We start from the raw sequence: 15,607 nt of genomic DNA, 5'->3' as shown, positions 1-15,607 counted from the left end.
AAGATAATCTAAAATATATAGGTTCTTTTTATATAATAAATTTAATATTTAATGTTTTTTGTAAATATCTTACTTAATTCATTAATAATAAGAGGTACTAATGATATTAAAAATACAAAGCCAAAGTCTCCAAAGGAAAGTGGATATACTTTAAATATTGATGCTAAAAAAGGAACTGATATTATTACTAATTGAATAGCTATTCCTCCTAAAATTGAAAAGATTAAATATTTATTTTTAAATAATCCAATTTTAAAAATAGATTTTTTAGCATTTCTTATAGAAAGGGATAGGAAAAGTTGAGAAACACTAAGAACTACAAAAGCCATAGTTTGAGCATGAGTAATTGAATTTGGATAGTATTTTAATGCAGTTAAAAATGCAATTAGCGTAACTATTCCAATTGTTAGTCCATTTAGTATTAAAGTAATAAGTGTTCCCTTAGTAAATAATCCTTCTGTATTAGCCCTTGGAGGTTCATTCATAACATCATCATCTAAAGGGTCAACACCTAAAGAGAGAGCTGGAAAGCTATCTGTTATAAGATTTACCCACAAAATATGAATTGGCTTAAGAGGAGCTTGCCAGTTTAAAAGTATAGAAATAAATAAGGCAATTATTTCCCCAAAATTACAGGAAAGTAAGAATGTTATTGATTTTTTTATATTAGAATATATGTTTCTTCCTTCTTCAACGGCATCAACTATTGTAGTAAAGTTATCATCTGTAAGGATCATATCAGCAGCACCTTTTGCAACATCAGTACCTGTTATTCCCATAGCAACACCAATATCAGCAGACTTTAAAGAAGGTGCATCATTAACACCATCACCAGTCATAGAAACAATATTGCCATAAGATCTAAAGGCTTTAACTATTTTCACTTTATGCTCTGGAGATACACGAGCAAAAATTCTATATTTATTTATATTACTTTTAAGTTCATCCATAGAAAATTTATCTAATTCATTTCCTTCTATACATTCATTAAAGTCATTGCATATTCCAAGTTCTTTTCCAATTGCATAAGCAGTATTTTTATGATCACCAGTTATCATTATTGTTTTAATACCTGCTCTATCACAAAGTTTAATTGAATCTCTCACTTCTTTTCTTGGAGGATCAATCATTCCCATTAAACCAACAAATATTAAATCTTTTTCTATATCTGAAATTTTAATATCTTTAGATTCTATATCTTTATAGGCTGCCCCAAGTACTCTTAAGGCTTCATCTGACATTAAGTTTGATTTTAATAGTAGATCTTTTTTTATATCATCAGTTAATGGTTTAATTTCATCGTTAATTAAAATTTTAGTACAAATTTTAAAAAGGGAATCTATTGCACCTTTAGTATGAATCCTAAATTTATTATTATATTTGTTTAATGTACTCATAAGTTTTCTATCAGAATCAAAAGGGATTTCATCTAATCTTTCATACTTTTTATCTAAATCTTCTTTAAAATAATTAAAGGAACTTCCAACATCTAATAGAGCAACTTCAGTTGGATCACCTGTACCACCTTTATCAGAAGAGGTTGCATCATTACAGAGAATCATTGTTTCTAATAATATATTTGTATTTTCATTAATATTTTTAATAGATGAAGTATCCATTAAATCAGTATTATTATAAATTTTTCTAACAGTCATTTTATTTAAAGTTAATGTACCAGTTTTATCTGAACATATTATATTTACAGAGCCTAAAGTTTCAACAGCAGGAAGTTTTTTTATAATTGCATTTTTGCTAATCATTCTTTGAACTCCAAGGGCTAAAACTATAGCAACTATAGCAGGAAGTCCTTCAGGAATTGCAGCAACTGCTAAACTTATAGAAGTTAATGCCATTTCAAATAAATCTCTTCCTTGAAACATTCCAATAATAAATATAATAATACATATACAAAGGGCAGCTATACCTAAAATTTTTCCGAGGGAGGATAGCCTTTTTTGAAGAGGAGTCATATCTTCCTTTTCTTCTTGAAGCATTTTTGCAATCTTTCCAATTTCAGTATCCATTCCGGTAGCAGTACATACTCCAATTCCACGACCATAAGTTGAAAGGGTAGACATATAAGCCATATTAATTCTATCTCCAATTGGAGGTTCTTTTTCTTCTGAATTAAAAATTTTATTTGCATCTTTAGTTACAGGAAGTGATTCACCTGTAAAAGCAGATTCTTCTATTTGCAAATTAGCTGTTTCAATTAAACGTAAATCGCAAGGAATATATCTTCCAGCATCAATAATAACGATATCTCCAAGTACAACTTCCTCTGATGGAATTTCAATAATTTCAGAATCTCTTTTAACTAATGCTTTAGGAGTTGATAATTGTTTTAATGCAGCTAAAGCTTTCTCAGCTTTTGATTCTTGAACTACTCCTATTATTGCGTTTATTAAAATAACTATAAGTATTATTATTGCATCACTATATTCTCCCATAAAGGCAGATATTATGGCAGCAGCAATTAATATATAAATCATTGCATCCTTTAGTTGATCAAAAAATATATTAATAATAGTTTTAGAGTTTTTAGATTCTAACTTATTTAAACCATTTTTTTTCAATCTTAATTTTGCTTCTTCTGTAGTTAAACCTGTTATTTTATCTGAAGAAAATTCTATTAATACATTATCTATACTTTTATTGTACATATAAATTATCACCTCGTTATAAAATATGATTAAGGTTAAAAATATTTACTAAATATAGGGTAATCATATTAGGTAAAATAAATACATGGTAATTTTATAGAGAATTTTGCATTTTTTTGGTATAATTTAATTTAAAGCAAAATTTACTTTATGAAATATGCTATAAAGGCATACTGATTATAGCTTAAAAATACAACTTAATAATATAAGGGGGATATAAGTTATGAAAAAAAAGATAGCAAGTATTTTATTGATGATGGTAGCAGTCTTTACGTTAGTAGGCTGTGGTGAAGGTAATAAAAGTACTTCAGATGCTTCAAAACAAGCAAAGGAAATAAAGGTAATGGTACCAGATGGACCTCCAGCTATAAGTGCAGCTAAATTAATAAAAGATAATCCAAAGATAGAAGATGGATTTAATGTTAAATATACAATAGAAAAGACTCCAGATGCATTAGTAACTTCTGTAATGAAGGGCGAAGCTGACATTGCAATAGTTCCATCAAATGTAGCTGCAATACAATATAACAAAAAGATAGGTTATAAAATAGCAGCAACAACAGGTTGGGGATCTTTTTACTTAGTATCAACAGAAAAAATAAAAAATATAAAAGATTTAAAAGGAAAAGAAATTTATAATATAGGTAAAGGTCTTACTCCAGATATAGTTACTAGAGATGTTTTAAGCAACTTAGGCTTAAATGTAAATAAGGATATTAAGTTTAGTTATTTAAATGGAATTACAGAACTTGCACCAACAATAATTTCAGGAAAAGCAAAATTTGCAGTTGTTCCAGAACCAGCTTTAAGTCAAGTATTAGCTAAGAAGCCAAATTTAAATGTAATAATGAATTTAAATGATGAGTGGAAGAAAGAAAATAATTCAAAATACGGTTTCCCTCAAGCTACTGTAATAGTTAAGGAAGACTTAATTAAAAATGATAATAAATTTGTTGAAAAGTTCTTAGATAAATTAGATGACAGTGTAAAATATGCAGTAGAAGATAAAAAGGACCTTGGAGATATTTGTGAAAGCATAGGCGTTTCAGCAAATAAAAACATAATAGGAAAAGCTATTAAAAAATCAAATCTTAAATATGTTCCAATAAAGGATTCAAAGACAGAATATAATACTTACTTTAAAAAATTAGATAAATTTGATAGTAAGTCAATAGGCGGAAAGGTTCCAAATGAAGGAATCTACATGGAAAAGTAAATTTGAAATATTAATAGGAGGATTTATATTATTATTACTTTGGCAGGTAATTGCATTAAAAATTAATAATGATATATATCTTCCAAAGCTTCAAGAGGTGCTAACTTCATTATTTCAAATAGTAAAAGAAAAGGATTTTTTGCTAATTGTATTTTCAAGCTTTTATAGAACAATAATCAGCTTTGGAGTGGCACTTGTATTTGCAATAATAATGGGGGTACTGTCAAGTTTGTACCCTCTTATAAATAATCTATTAAAACCTTTGAATTCTATAGGAAAAACAATCCCAACTCTTGTATTAGTAGTTCTTGCCCTTATATGGGTTGATAAAGATAATGCTCCATTTATAGTAGGAATAGCAATTGTATTTCCAATTCTTTATGATGGCATTTTAAATACTTTAACTAAAAATGATAAAAAATTAGAAGAAATGATGAAAATATATGAAGTACCAACTTTAGAAAAAGTTAAAAAGGTATATGTGCCAAATATAATTTTTTATATACTAAAAATATTAGTTCCTACTATATCATTAGCCTTTAAGGTAGTAATTGCTGGAGAAGTTCACGGACAGCCTAAATATGGTATAGGGGCATCAGTACAGCTTGCAAAGATGAACTTTGATACTCCAACTATTTTTGCTTGGATAGTAATTATTGCTATAATATCTTTACTTTTTGAATTAGTAAATAAAATTTTAACTAAAAAATATTATAGGTGGCAAAAAGATGAGTAAATTAATACTTAAAAATGTATGTAAAAGTTTTGGCGAAAAGAAAGTATTAGATAATTTTAATTTAGTGCTAGATAATAGCAAAATTAATTGTTTAATAGGAGAATCGGGAAAAGGAAAAAGTACAATATTAAATTTAATTTCAGGGCTACTTAAATTAGATTCTGGAACAATAGAAGGATGTAATTTAAATAATGTTAGTTATATTTTTCAAGAAGATAGATTAATACCATGGCTTACAGTGTCACAAAATTTAAAATTAGCTTTAAAAAATTATTATAAAGGAATAGACCTTGACAATAAGGTTTTAGAGGTATTAAAAAAGGTTTCAGGAGAAGACTGGGTAAATACTTATCCAGATAAGCTAAGTGGTGGAATGAAGCAAAGAATTAATATTGCAAGGGCTTTAGGTAAACCTTCAAAGGTAATACTTATGGATGAGCCATTTAAGTCTTTAGATTATAAAACGAAATATTCTATTATGGATGAATTTAAGAAGATTTTTAATGAAGATAAGAGAATAGTTATTTTTGTTACACATGATGTGGATGAATGTATATATTTCCAAGGAAAGGTAATTGTTGTTGGAGAATCACCTTTAAAGGTTAAAGGAGTTTTCACAGAAGAACTTCAAAAACACAAAGGAGATATTATAAATTTACTATAAGGAGAGAAAATGTTAAAAAAATTTATTACTTATTATAAACCATATAAAAAGTTGTTTTTATTAGATTTACTTGCCGCATTAATTGCAGCAGGTTGTGATTTAGTATATCCATATATGACAAAAGAACTTATAAACATATCTATACCAGATAAAGATTTAAAAATGATAAGTTACTTTGGAATAACACTTATTTTAATATTTATTGTTAAAGCTATTTGTGGTTACTTTATGCAGTATTGGGGACATGTGGTTGGAGTTAGAATGCAAGGAGATATGAGAAGAGACTTATATACTCACCTTCAAAGACTTCCTAATACATACTTTGATAATAATAAAACTGGAGATATAATGTCTAGAATAGTAAATGATTTAAATGATATTTCAGAACTTGCCCATCATGGACCGGAAGATTTATTCATTTCAATTATAATGCTATTTGGTTCATTTATTATACTTGTAAATATAAATTTAATATTAACTCTTATTATATTTGCTTTTATTCCTATAATAGTTATTTTCACTTTAATTCAAAGAAAGAGAATGCATAGAGCCTTTCTTAAAACAAGGGAAGAAACAGGTTTTGTAAATGCGACACTTCAAAATAGTATTTCTGGAATTAAAGTTTCAAAGGCTTTTGTAAGTGAAAAGTATGAAATAGAAAAGTTTGAAGTTGGTAATACAAGATTTAAAAGAGCAAGAGAAAGGGCATATAAAGTTATGGCTCAGTATTTTGCAGGAGCTAATTTTTATGTTGATTTATTAAATTATGTAGTATTAATTTTAGGTGGAATTTTTACTTTATATAATAAGATTAATATTGGTGATTTTATGGCTTATGTTCTTTATATAAAGTTATTTACAGATCCAATTAAAAAATTAATAAACTTTATGGAACAATATCAAAATGGAATGAGCGGATTTAATAGATTTACTGATATTTTAAAGCTACCTAAAGAAAAGGATAAAGAAAATGCTAAGGATTTAAAGAATATTAAAGGGGATATAAAGTTTGACAATGTTCACTTTAGTTATGAAGATAAAAAAATATTAGAAGGAATTTCATTAGATATTGAAGCTGGAAAGATGGTAGCATTAGTTGGACCTTCAGGTGGAGGTAAGACAACTTTTTGTAATTTGATTCCTAGATTTTATGAAATAGATAGTGGAGATATTTTAATTGATGGAGAAAGTATTTATAATATTAAAGCTGATTCTTTAAGAAAAAATATTGGTATGGTTCAACAAGAAGTATTTTTATTTACAGGTACAATAAAAGAAAATATTCTCTATGGTAATATGGAAGCTACCGATGAAGAGATAATAGAAGCTTGTAAAATGGCAAATATTCATGACTTTATAATGGAACAAAAGGATGGATATGAAACTTATATTGGAGAGCGTGGAGTGAAATTATCTGGTGGTCAAAAACAAAGAATATCAATAGCTAGAGTATTTTTAAAGAATCCTAAAATTTTAATATTAGATGAGGCAACATCAGCACTTGACAATACAACTGAGGCTATGATACAAAAATCATTAGAGAAACTTTGCCTTGGAAGAACAACAATAGTTGTTGCCCATAGATTATCAACTATAAGAAATGCAGATGAAATAGTTGTTTTAACTGATGAGGGCATTGAAGAAAAAGGTAGTCATAATGAGCTTATGAATAAAAAAGGAACTTATTATGATCTATATACTTTAGCAATGAAAATTGATTAAAAAAATTATAAAAAAGGGACTTTTTATTATAAAAGTCCTTTTTATAATTATATTTTAATAAAAATAATTTAAGATATAATAAAAATAAATTTGAAACTTGAAAAATTATTATGAGAAACATTAAAAAGAATAGTTAAAAATAGTATTGACTAATAATATAAAAAGGTATATTATTAATAAAAAAAGATATACCCCTTGGGGGTATAAAACAGGAGGAAAAAATTATGCCAAGACATATAGGAGATAATGATTTTAATAAAGAAGTTATAGATGAAAAGGGAGTAGTTCTTGTTGATTTTTTTGCAACTTGGTGTGGACCATGCAAGATGATAGCTCCAATTTTAGAAGAATTAGAAACAGAAATGGAAGATATTAAGTTTATAAAGATAGATGTTGATGAAAGTCCAAATGTAGCAAATAAATATGAAATACAAAGTATACCAACAATAAAATTGTTTAAAGATGGAAAAGAAGTTGATACTGTTGTAGGATTTTTACCAAAGGATCAAATAAAAGCATTAATTGAAAAAAATAAATAAGAGGCTACTTTTATGGAAAAAAGATATGATATTGCAATAGTGGGAAGTGGACCTGCAGGTTTATCAGCAGCACTAAATGCAAAGATTAGAAATAAATCTTTTATAATTTTTGGTAGCAAAAATCTTAGTGACAAGTTAGAAAAAGCTCCAAAAGTTAACAATTACTTAGGTTTTACTTCAGGAACTGGTAAAGATCTTTTAAATGATTTTCAAAGTCATTTGGATAAAATGGGAATTGAAATTATACCTGAAAGAATAAATAACATTTATTCAATGGGTGATTATTTTTCTTTAATGGTTAATCAAAATATGTATGAAGCTAAAACAGTTATATTAGCAACAGGTACAGAGTATACTAAACCATTAAAGGGTGAAGAAGAATTCCTTGGTAGAGGAGTTGGATATTGTGCAACTTGTGATGCCCCACTTTATAAAGGCAAAAGGGTAACAATAATAAGTTATACAGAAGAAGGAGAAGAAGAAGCAAATTTTGTTAATGAGTTAGCAGGAGAGGTATTCTTTGTTCCAATGTATAAGGGTAATTATAAATTGAATGAAAGAATAACTATTATAGATGATAGACCTTCAGAAATTGTAGGAGATTCTAAAGTTTCAAAAATAATATTTAAAAGTGGGAAAGAGTTAGAAACAGATGGGATATTTTTATTAAAAAATGCTGTTCCACCAACTCAATTAGTTCCAGGTCTTGAAATAGAAGATGGACATATTAAAGTAGATAGATTAATGCGCACAAATATTAAAGGATGTTTCGCAGCAGGGGATTGTGTTGGTAAGCCTTATCAATATATAAAATCTGCTGGAGAAGGCAATATTGCTGCACTTAGTGCAGTTTCATATTTAGGATAATAAAAATGCCAGTTTATATATCTGGCATTTTGTTATTTATATTTCATAATTATAATATAAATAGGTATAATGTAATTAAATTTAAAAAGGAGGGTATTATATGAATTATAGAGAAGTATTTATATCAAGAATAAGAAAAAATTCATCTAAAAGTAAATACACAAGAAAAAGTCTTTCATCATTAAATCTTAAAGAATTAAAGACTTTATCAGAAAGATTATCTTCAAAATAGAAAGGATATAAATTTTTATGTTTATAGAAGATATTTAGAAAAGGGTAGTGATTTAATTAAATACTACTCTTTTCTTTTTTTGTTATAATAAATATTTACTTAAAAAATAGATTTATATTTTAATTTTATATAACTTTAGAATTCAATAAAAATATATTATAAAAAAAGCAAGGTAGATTAACCTTGCTTAAAATTTATTTTCTTTTTGTCGCAACTTCTACGTTAACTCTTCTTCCGTTAAGTTTTAGTCCTGAACATTTTTCAATTACTTTCTTTTGTATATCTGGTTCTACTGAAACAAAAGAGAAACTCTCAAGTATATCGATTTTATTTATTTTAGATCCGTTTACTCTAGCTTTATCTACAATAAATTTAACAAAAGTTTTAGGTGAAAGTTTATCCCTTTTACCTATTGAGAAGAATAGTCTAACTTCTTGTGATTTTGGAGATTTTAAAGCATTTTCTTTATAATCAAAAGACATTTCTTTGTCAAATTGCATTTTTAATAATGCAGCAATAGCATCAACTGGATCAAAGTTTTCAGCTATATTTTCAGCAAGAGGTAAGTATTTCTTATAGGCTTTCTTTTGAAGAGCTCCTTCTATACTTGAATACTTGTTTTTAAGTTTATTTTCAAGTATTTCATCAACTGTAGGTATAGTTCCCTTTTCTATATTGCCTTTAGTTACTTTTTTTATTTCTCTCATCATTCCATTTTCTCTTGGAGTAACAAATGAATAAGCAGTACCTTCTCTATTAGCTCTTCCTGTTCTTCCAATTCTATGAACATAACTTTCAACATCTTGAGTTAAATCATAGTTTATAACGTGAGTAACTCCATCAACATCTATTCCTCTTGCAGCAACATCTGTTGCAACTAAGAAGTTCAAAGAGCCTTCTTTAAATCTCTTTAAAGTTTTCATTCTATGAACTTGAGACATATCTCCGTGCATTCCCTCAACAACATAATTTTTACTTTGCATTTCTTGAACTAGCTCATCAACACCCTTTTTAGTTTTACAGAATATTATAGCGATTTCTGGAGTATCAAAGTCTAAAACTCTACATAATGCTTCAAATTTATTTTTATGATTAACTTCAAAGTATTTTTGTTCTATTTTTGATACTGTCATAGCAACTTTTTTAATTTCTATATGCTTAGCATCTTTTTTCATATACTTATTAGCTAATTTTTTAATTTGAGCTGGCATTGTGGCAGAGAATAAAAGTGTTTGACGTTCTTCTGGAAGCTCCTTTATAACACTTTCAATATCATCTATAAATCCCATGTTAAGCATTTCGTCAGCTTCATCTAATACTAAATATTTAGCATTATTTAAGATAAGCTTCTTTCTTCTTATTAAATCAAGAACTCTACCTGGTGTTCCGACAACTATATCAACATGTTGGTTTAATGCCTTTATTTGTTTAGTTATTGAATCTCCACCATATACAGGTAAGACTTGTAGTTTTTCATATTTAGTAAGTTTTTTAAATTCTTCATAAACTTGAATTGCAAGTTCTCTTGTAGGAGTAAGAATTAGTGCACCAACATTATTTGATTTTTCAAAAGTATTAAGTATTGAGCAACCAAATGCAGCAGTTTTTCCAGTTCCTGTTTGAGCTTGACCTATTAAGTCATATCCTTCTGTAGCTAGTGGTATACTTTGAGCTTGTATTTGTGATGGTGCCTCATATCCTAAGTCAGTTATTGCCTTTAAGATACTTGGTCTTAAGTTTAAATCTTCAAATTTTATATTATTCATTAAAATTTCCCTTCATTTATATATATTTGTACCGTACATTCTATAATTAATTATTATCAACTTACTAAGTATATCTTATAGAATGGGTAATTGTAAAGGAGGATTAATATATTTAATTAAGTAATCAATTACATAACAAGAAATTTTTAAAATAAGTTATATTTTAAAGGAAATAGTTGATTAAGTTATATTGTTAGAATAAAGAAAAATTTAATAAAAACTAAATGACTATTGACTAAAAAACTTAAAATTTGTATTCTTATAAATAGGGAATTTTACAGAAATATGTAAATAATATGGAAATTATATTTTTAAGGACAGGTGAGATATGTTGATAGTTGTTGGTGGAATGATAGGACTTGGAAAAAGTTCAGTGGCTAAAATTTTAGGAGATCATTTTGGGTCTGAAGTTTTTTATGAATGTGTAGATGATAATCCAATATTACCTTTATTCTATAGTGAATCAGAGGAAGAAATAAAAAAGAAAAGATATCCTTTCCTTTTACAATTATATTTTTTAAATACTAGATTTAAGAGCATAAAAGAAGCTTTAGTAAAAAATAATAATATTTTAGATAGATCAATTTATGAAGATTGGTATTTTGCTAAAAAGAATATGGAACTTGGAAGAATTTCAGAACTTGAAATGTCAATATATGAAAATCTTTTAAATAACATGATGGAAGAACTTGAGGAATTGCCAAAAAAAGCTCCAGATATAATGGTTTATTTAAAGGGATCTTTTGAAACAGTTTTAGATAGAATAAAATTAAGAGGAAGAGAATTTGAAATAGATGATAATTTAAAAGACTATTATAAATTTATATGGGAAGGCTATGACGAGTGGGTTGAAAATTATTATAATGCTTCTGATGTATTAATAATAGATATGGACAAGATGGATGTAGTAAAAAATAAAGAGGATAGAGAAGAATTAGTAAAATTAGTAGAAGCTAAAATTAATGAAATTAGAGAAAAATAATTTTTTAAATTTCATAATAAAAAAGAGTAACAATAAGTTACTCTTTTTTATTTAAATTAGTATAATAAAGAAAAATTTAATCTATATAATATATTTATCTGAAAGAGTTTACTGATGCATCAGATGGCATTCTAAAGTCACCACGAGGGCTTAAAGAAATACTTCCAACTTTAGGACCATCAGGTAAGGCACTTCTCTTAAATTGTTGAGAGAAGAATCTCCAAAGGAATTTATCAAGCCATTTTTCTATTGTTTCTTTTGAGTAATCATTTTTAAAGGCATGTTCTGCTAAGAAAAGTATTCTTTCCTTTGATGAACCATGTTTTATAAAATGATATAGGAAAAAGTCATGTAATTCATATGGACCTACAATATCTTCTGTTTTTTGAACTATTTCTCCAGTAGTTTCATCTTTTGGAAGAAGCTCTGGACTTACAGGAGTATCTAATATATCTAATAAAGTTTCACATACTTTTTTAGTAGATTCATTTTCTGCAACATATTTTACTAAATATCTAACTAATGTTTTTGGAATTGATGGATTAACTGAGTACATAGACATATGATCTCCGTTATATGTACACCAGCCAAGGGCTAATTCTGAAAGATCACCAGTACCAACTAATATTCCCCCTTCTTTATTAGCTATATCCATAAGAATTTGAGTTCTTTCTCTTGCTTGAACATTTTCATAAGTAACATCATGAATTTCTTTATCATGACCAATATCTTCAAAATGCTGTAAAGAAGCTTTAACAATATTTATTTCTCTTAAATCACAGCCAAGTTCTTTACATAAAGTTAAAGCATTATTGTAAGTTCTGTCTGTAGTTCCAAAGCCAGGCATTGTAATTGTAATTATATTTTTATTATCAATATTAAGTAATTTAAATGTTTTAACAATTACAAGAAGAGCTAAAGTTGAATCAAGACCTCCAGATATTCCAACAACAGCTTTTTTTAGATTAACATGTTCTAATCTTTTTGCTAGAGCAGAAGACTGAATATTAAATATTTCTTTGCATCTTTGTTCCATTTCTTCTTTTCTAGAAGGAACAAAGGGATGTTTGTCTATATATCTATCAAATTTATTTAAGGTTACTGATTTAAAGTCAAAGTTTATTATCCTTGGAATAAAAGGAGTTATTTTTGATGAATCTCTAAAGCTTAAATTTTTAAGTCTTTCAGCCTTTAATTTAAATACATCAATATCTGAATATATAATTTCATTTTCTCTTTGAAATCTTTCATTTTCTTTTAAAATTGTTCCATTTTCGCCTATTAATAAATGACCACTAAATAAAAGGTCTGTAGAGGATTCAAAAACACCAGCAGAAGAATATATGTAAGAGCAAATTGAACGAGCACTTTGATTTTTAATTAATTCTTTTCTGTAATCTGCTTTAGAAACAAGTTCATTTGAAGCTGATAAATTAAAAATAATATTTGCACCTAATAATGAAAGGTAAGAACTTGGAGGTATTGTTACCCATAAATCTTCACATATTTCTACACCAAAATTAAAAGAATCTGATGAAAAAATTAAGTCAGTTCCAAAAGGTATATTTTTTTGGAAAGGAAGATCAACTTTTTCGTTAATTATTCCAATACCTTCAGAAAACCATCTTTTTTCATAAAACTCACTATAGTTTGGAATAAATGATTTTGGAACTATTCCAAGAATTGTTCCTTTAAATAAAATATAAGCACAATTATAAAGAGTACATCCCTTTAAAAGAGGTGCACCAACAGCTATTAACATATCTAAATTTGATGTTTCAGATATAATTTTAAATAAGCCTTTTAAAGACTTTTTTATTAGTATATCTTGAAGAAAAAGATCACCACAAGTATAGGAGGTTATAGATAGTTCTGGAAAAACAATAGCTTTTACTTCCTTTTCTTTTGCGGAATTTATACAATTTAAAATTTCATTTACATTATATTCAATATCAGCAACTTTGGTTTTAGGGCATGCTGCTGCAACTTTTATAAAATCCATAAATTTACCATCTCCAATTAATTTACTAGTATTAATAGTTTTCACTATACATATAACAATAATAAGATGAAAATATTAGAAAATCAATGAAAACAAGAGAGAAGTTTATAAAGTCATCTTTAAATAGTATAAAATACCTTTTAAAGGGTTAAATTAAAATTTGTAAAGAAATAACAAAAAACATATAATAAAATTACAAAATATAAACAATAAAATTGAAAAACTAAAAGAGAATTATACATTTAAATGATATAATTTAAATAATAAAAAGGAGGGGAATATGTATTTAATGTTAGTATGGATTGGAATTGCTATTGCTATGGTTATCATTGATCTAGTTACTAGTGCTTTTCTATTTTCTTGGATTGGACTTGGAGCTATAGCTGCTGTAATTTTCAATCTATTAAAATTTAGTCTTTTAGTACAAATTATAATATTTGCTGTAGTTAGTTTAATAGCAATAGGTATTGGATATCCTTGGGCTAAGAAAAAATTTAAAACTGATATAAAAACAATTCCATTAATGGAAGAAACTTATATTGGTATGATTTTGGATTCAGAGAAAAATATTAAGGAAACAGCATTAGTTAAAGTAAGGGGTTCATATTGGACTGTAATAAATGAAGGAGAAGAAATTAAAAAGGGGGATAAATTTATTATTACAGGAATAGAAGGAACTCAGTTAATGATTAAAAAATACAAAAAATAGGAGGAATAATAATGGCTGGATTAATCGTTTTAATAGTTATTGTTGCATTAATATTAATAACTATTTTATCATCAATTAAAATTGTAAATACAGGATATCTTTATGTAGTAGAAAGGTTTGGACAATTCCATAGAGTTTTAGAACCAGGATGGCATGTAACAATTCCTTTTGCTGATTTTGTAAGAAAGAAGGTTTCAACAAAACAACAAATAATAGACGTACCACCACAAACAGTTATTACAAAGGATAATGTTAATATATCAGTAGACAATGTTATATTTTATAAGCTTTTAAATGCAAAGGATGCAGTATATAATATTGAAGATTATAGAGCAGGTATAGTGTATTCAGCAACAACGAACATAAGAAATATAATTGGTAATATGACTTTAGATGAAGTTTTATCAGGAAGAGATAAAATAAATCAAGAATTATTAATTATAATTGATCAAATTACAGATGCATATGGAATAAAAATATTATCAGTAGAAATAAAAAATATTATTCCACCAGCTGAAATACAAAATGCAATGGAAAAGCAAATGAAAGCAGAAAGAGATAAAAGAGCTATGATCCTTCAAGCAGAAGGATCAAGACAATCTCAAATAGAAAAGGCTGAAGGAGAAAAACAAGCTAGAATATTAGAGGCAGAAGCGCAAAAAGAGGCTCAAATAAGAAAAGCAGAAGGTTTAAAAGAATCTCAACTTTTAGAGGCAGAAGGTAAAGCAAAAGCTATAGAGGAAATAGCAAAAGCAGAAGCAGAAGCTGTAAGAATGGTAAATGCAGCAATATTAGATTCAGGAACTGATGAAAGAGTAATTGCATTAAAACAAATTGAAGCATTAAAAGAAATGGCTGCAAATCCAGCTAATAAACTTATATTACCAAATGAGACATTGTCTTCTTTAGGTAGCATAGCAGCAATTGCAGATATGTTAAAAAATAATAAATAAAAATAATAAATAAATATAATAATGGCTAAAAACTTCTAGAATAATTTATTTCTAGAAGTTTTTTTATATTAACAATGTGTAAAAGTTTAAAAAAACAGTTGAAAAATTTAATGAAAAAATCATAATATAAGTATATCTTTATAAAAGGAGGAGTGTATGAAGAAAAATTTATTTATAAATTTATTAGTTGTAATATTATTAGCTACATCGTTAATTGGTTGTACAAAAGATAATAAAGTTGAAGTAGATAACACTTCTAATAACGAACATAATATAAAAGATCAAGGAAAAAATATTTCTTTAAATATTGATTTTTCTGATAGAAACATACATAAAGATAAAAATAATATAGATAATTTAATAGGTGAATATAAACAAATAAAAGAAGACTTAGATAAAAGTAAAAATAACATACAAAATGAAATAAGTAATAATAACACAGTTACTGGACATGAAGATAAAGTAACTGGAACATTAAAAGAGTTACTAAATAAATAAAAAACTTCAAGGAGATTTCTTGAAGCTTTTTATTTATTTATTGACTTTATTAATTTAG

General features: G+C 26.7%; 14 protein-coding genes. 11 read left to right on the top strand and 3 right to left on the bottom strand.

Annotated elements, in window-relative coordinates:
- Window positions 1-41: 41 nt before the first annotated feature.
- Entirely contained in the window at window positions 42-2,663 is a 2,622-nt protein-coding gene (locus tag J2Z53_RS02060) for a cation-translocating P-type ATPase (protein ID WP_234925747.1), read from the bottom strand.
- 223 nt (window positions 2,664-2,886) lie between these two features.
- Here J2Z53_RS02060 and J2Z53_RS02055 point away from each other — a divergent pair, with 223 nt between their 5' ends.
- From J2Z53_RS02055 to J2Z53_RS12900, 7 genes are all read left to right on the top strand, one after another.
- On the top strand, window positions 2,887-3,879 hold the full coding sequence (locus tag J2Z53_RS02055) for an ABC transporter substrate-binding protein (RefSeq protein ID WP_209795561.1): 993 nt from the start codon (window positions 2,887-2,889) through the stop codon (window positions 3,877-3,879).
- Window positions 3,854-4,615 (top strand): ABC transporter permease, encoded by a 762-nt coding sequence (locus J2Z53_RS02050; protein WP_209795560.1) that lies wholly within the window; start codon window positions 3,854-3,856, stop codon window positions 4,613-4,615. The genes J2Z53_RS02055 and J2Z53_RS02050 overlap by 26 nt, the downstream gene beginning before the upstream one ends.
- Window positions 4,608-5,279 (top strand): ABC transporter ATP-binding protein, encoded by a 672-nt coding sequence (locus J2Z53_RS02045; RefSeq protein ID WP_209795559.1) that lies wholly within the window; start codon window positions 4,608-4,610, stop codon window positions 5,277-5,279. Before J2Z53_RS02050 ends, J2Z53_RS02045 begins: the two co-directional genes overlap by 8 nt.
- A 9-nt stretch (window positions 5,280-5,288) precedes the next feature.
- Window positions 5,289-7,001 (top strand): ABC transporter ATP-binding protein, encoded by a 1,713-nt coding sequence (locus J2Z53_RS02040; RefSeq protein ID WP_209795558.1) that lies wholly within the window; start codon window positions 5,289-5,291, stop codon window positions 6,999-7,001.
- Between the two features lie 224 nt (window positions 7,002-7,225).
- A complete protein-coding gene (trxA, locus tag J2Z53_RS02035) occupies window positions 7,226-7,540 on the top strand; it encodes a thioredoxin (RefSeq protein ID WP_209795557.1) in 315 nt (104 codons plus the stop codon).
- 12 nt (window positions 7,541-7,552) lie between these two features.
- The gene (locus J2Z53_RS02030) at window positions 7,553-8,407 is read left to right on the top strand and encodes an NAD(P)/FAD-dependent oxidoreductase (protein WP_209795556.1); all 855 of its coding nucleotides are present in this window, start codon (window positions 7,553-7,555) and stop codon (window positions 8,405-8,407) included.
- Between the two features lie 100 nt (window positions 8,408-8,507).
- Window positions 8,508-8,639, top strand: coding sequence for a hypothetical protein (locus J2Z53_RS12900; RefSeq protein WP_268835743.1), 132 nt, complete (start codon window positions 8,508-8,510; stop codon window positions 8,637-8,639).
- Between the two features lie 194 nt (window positions 8,640-8,833).
- Here J2Z53_RS12900 and J2Z53_RS02025 read toward each other — a convergent pair whose 3' ends face one another.
- Window positions 8,834-10,405 (bottom strand): DEAD/DEAH box helicase, encoded by a 1,572-nt coding sequence (locus tag J2Z53_RS02025; RefSeq protein WP_209795555.1) that lies wholly within the window; start codon window positions 10,403-10,405, stop codon window positions 8,834-8,836.
- A gap of 328 nt (window positions 10,406-10,733) precedes the next feature.
- Between J2Z53_RS02025 and J2Z53_RS02020 the strand changes: the two genes are divergently transcribed.
- Window positions 10,734-11,387: a deoxynucleoside kinase gene (locus tag J2Z53_RS02020; protein ID WP_209795554.1), complete on the top strand. Its 654-nt coding sequence runs from the start codon at window positions 10,734-10,736 to the stop codon at window positions 11,385-11,387.
- 94 nt (window positions 11,388-11,481) lie between these two features.
- Here J2Z53_RS02020 and J2Z53_RS02015 read toward each other — a convergent pair whose 3' ends face one another.
- Window positions 11,482-13,389, bottom strand: a complete 1,908-nt coding sequence (locus J2Z53_RS02015) for an NAD(+) synthase (RefSeq protein WP_209795553.1) — start codon at window positions 13,387-13,389, stop codon at window positions 11,482-11,484.
- A gap of 280 nt (window positions 13,390-13,669) precedes the next feature.
- Here J2Z53_RS02015 and J2Z53_RS02010 point away from each other — a divergent pair, with 280 nt between their 5' ends.
- The 3 genes from J2Z53_RS02010 to J2Z53_RS02000 all read left to right on the top strand — a co-directional run bounded on the left by J2Z53_RS02010 (window position 13,670) and on the right by J2Z53_RS02000 (window position 15,549).
- A complete protein-coding gene (locus J2Z53_RS02010; protein WP_209795552.1) occupies window positions 13,670-14,098 on the top strand; it encodes an NfeD family protein in 429 nt (142 codons plus the stop codon).
- An 11-nt stretch (window positions 14,099-14,109) separates the two neighbouring features.
- Window positions 14,110-15,051, top strand: a complete 942-nt coding sequence (locus J2Z53_RS02005) for an SPFH domain-containing protein (RefSeq protein ID WP_209795551.1) — start codon at window positions 14,110-14,112, stop codon at window positions 15,049-15,051.
- Window positions 15,052-15,207: 156 nt separating this feature from the next.
- Window positions 15,208-15,549, top strand: a complete 342-nt coding sequence (locus J2Z53_RS02000) for a hypothetical protein (RefSeq protein WP_209795550.1) — start codon at window positions 15,208-15,210, stop codon at window positions 15,547-15,549.
- The last annotated feature ends 58 nt before the right edge of the window (window positions 15,550-15,607 follow it).

This window comes from Clostridium moniliforme (assembly GCF_017873235.1).
GTDB lineage: Bacteria > Bacillota > Clostridia > Clostridiales > Clostridiaceae > Clostridium > Clostridium moniliforme.
Note: the sequence above shows the minus strand (reverse complement) of the source record. Positions and strands in the feature narration are given on the sequence as shown.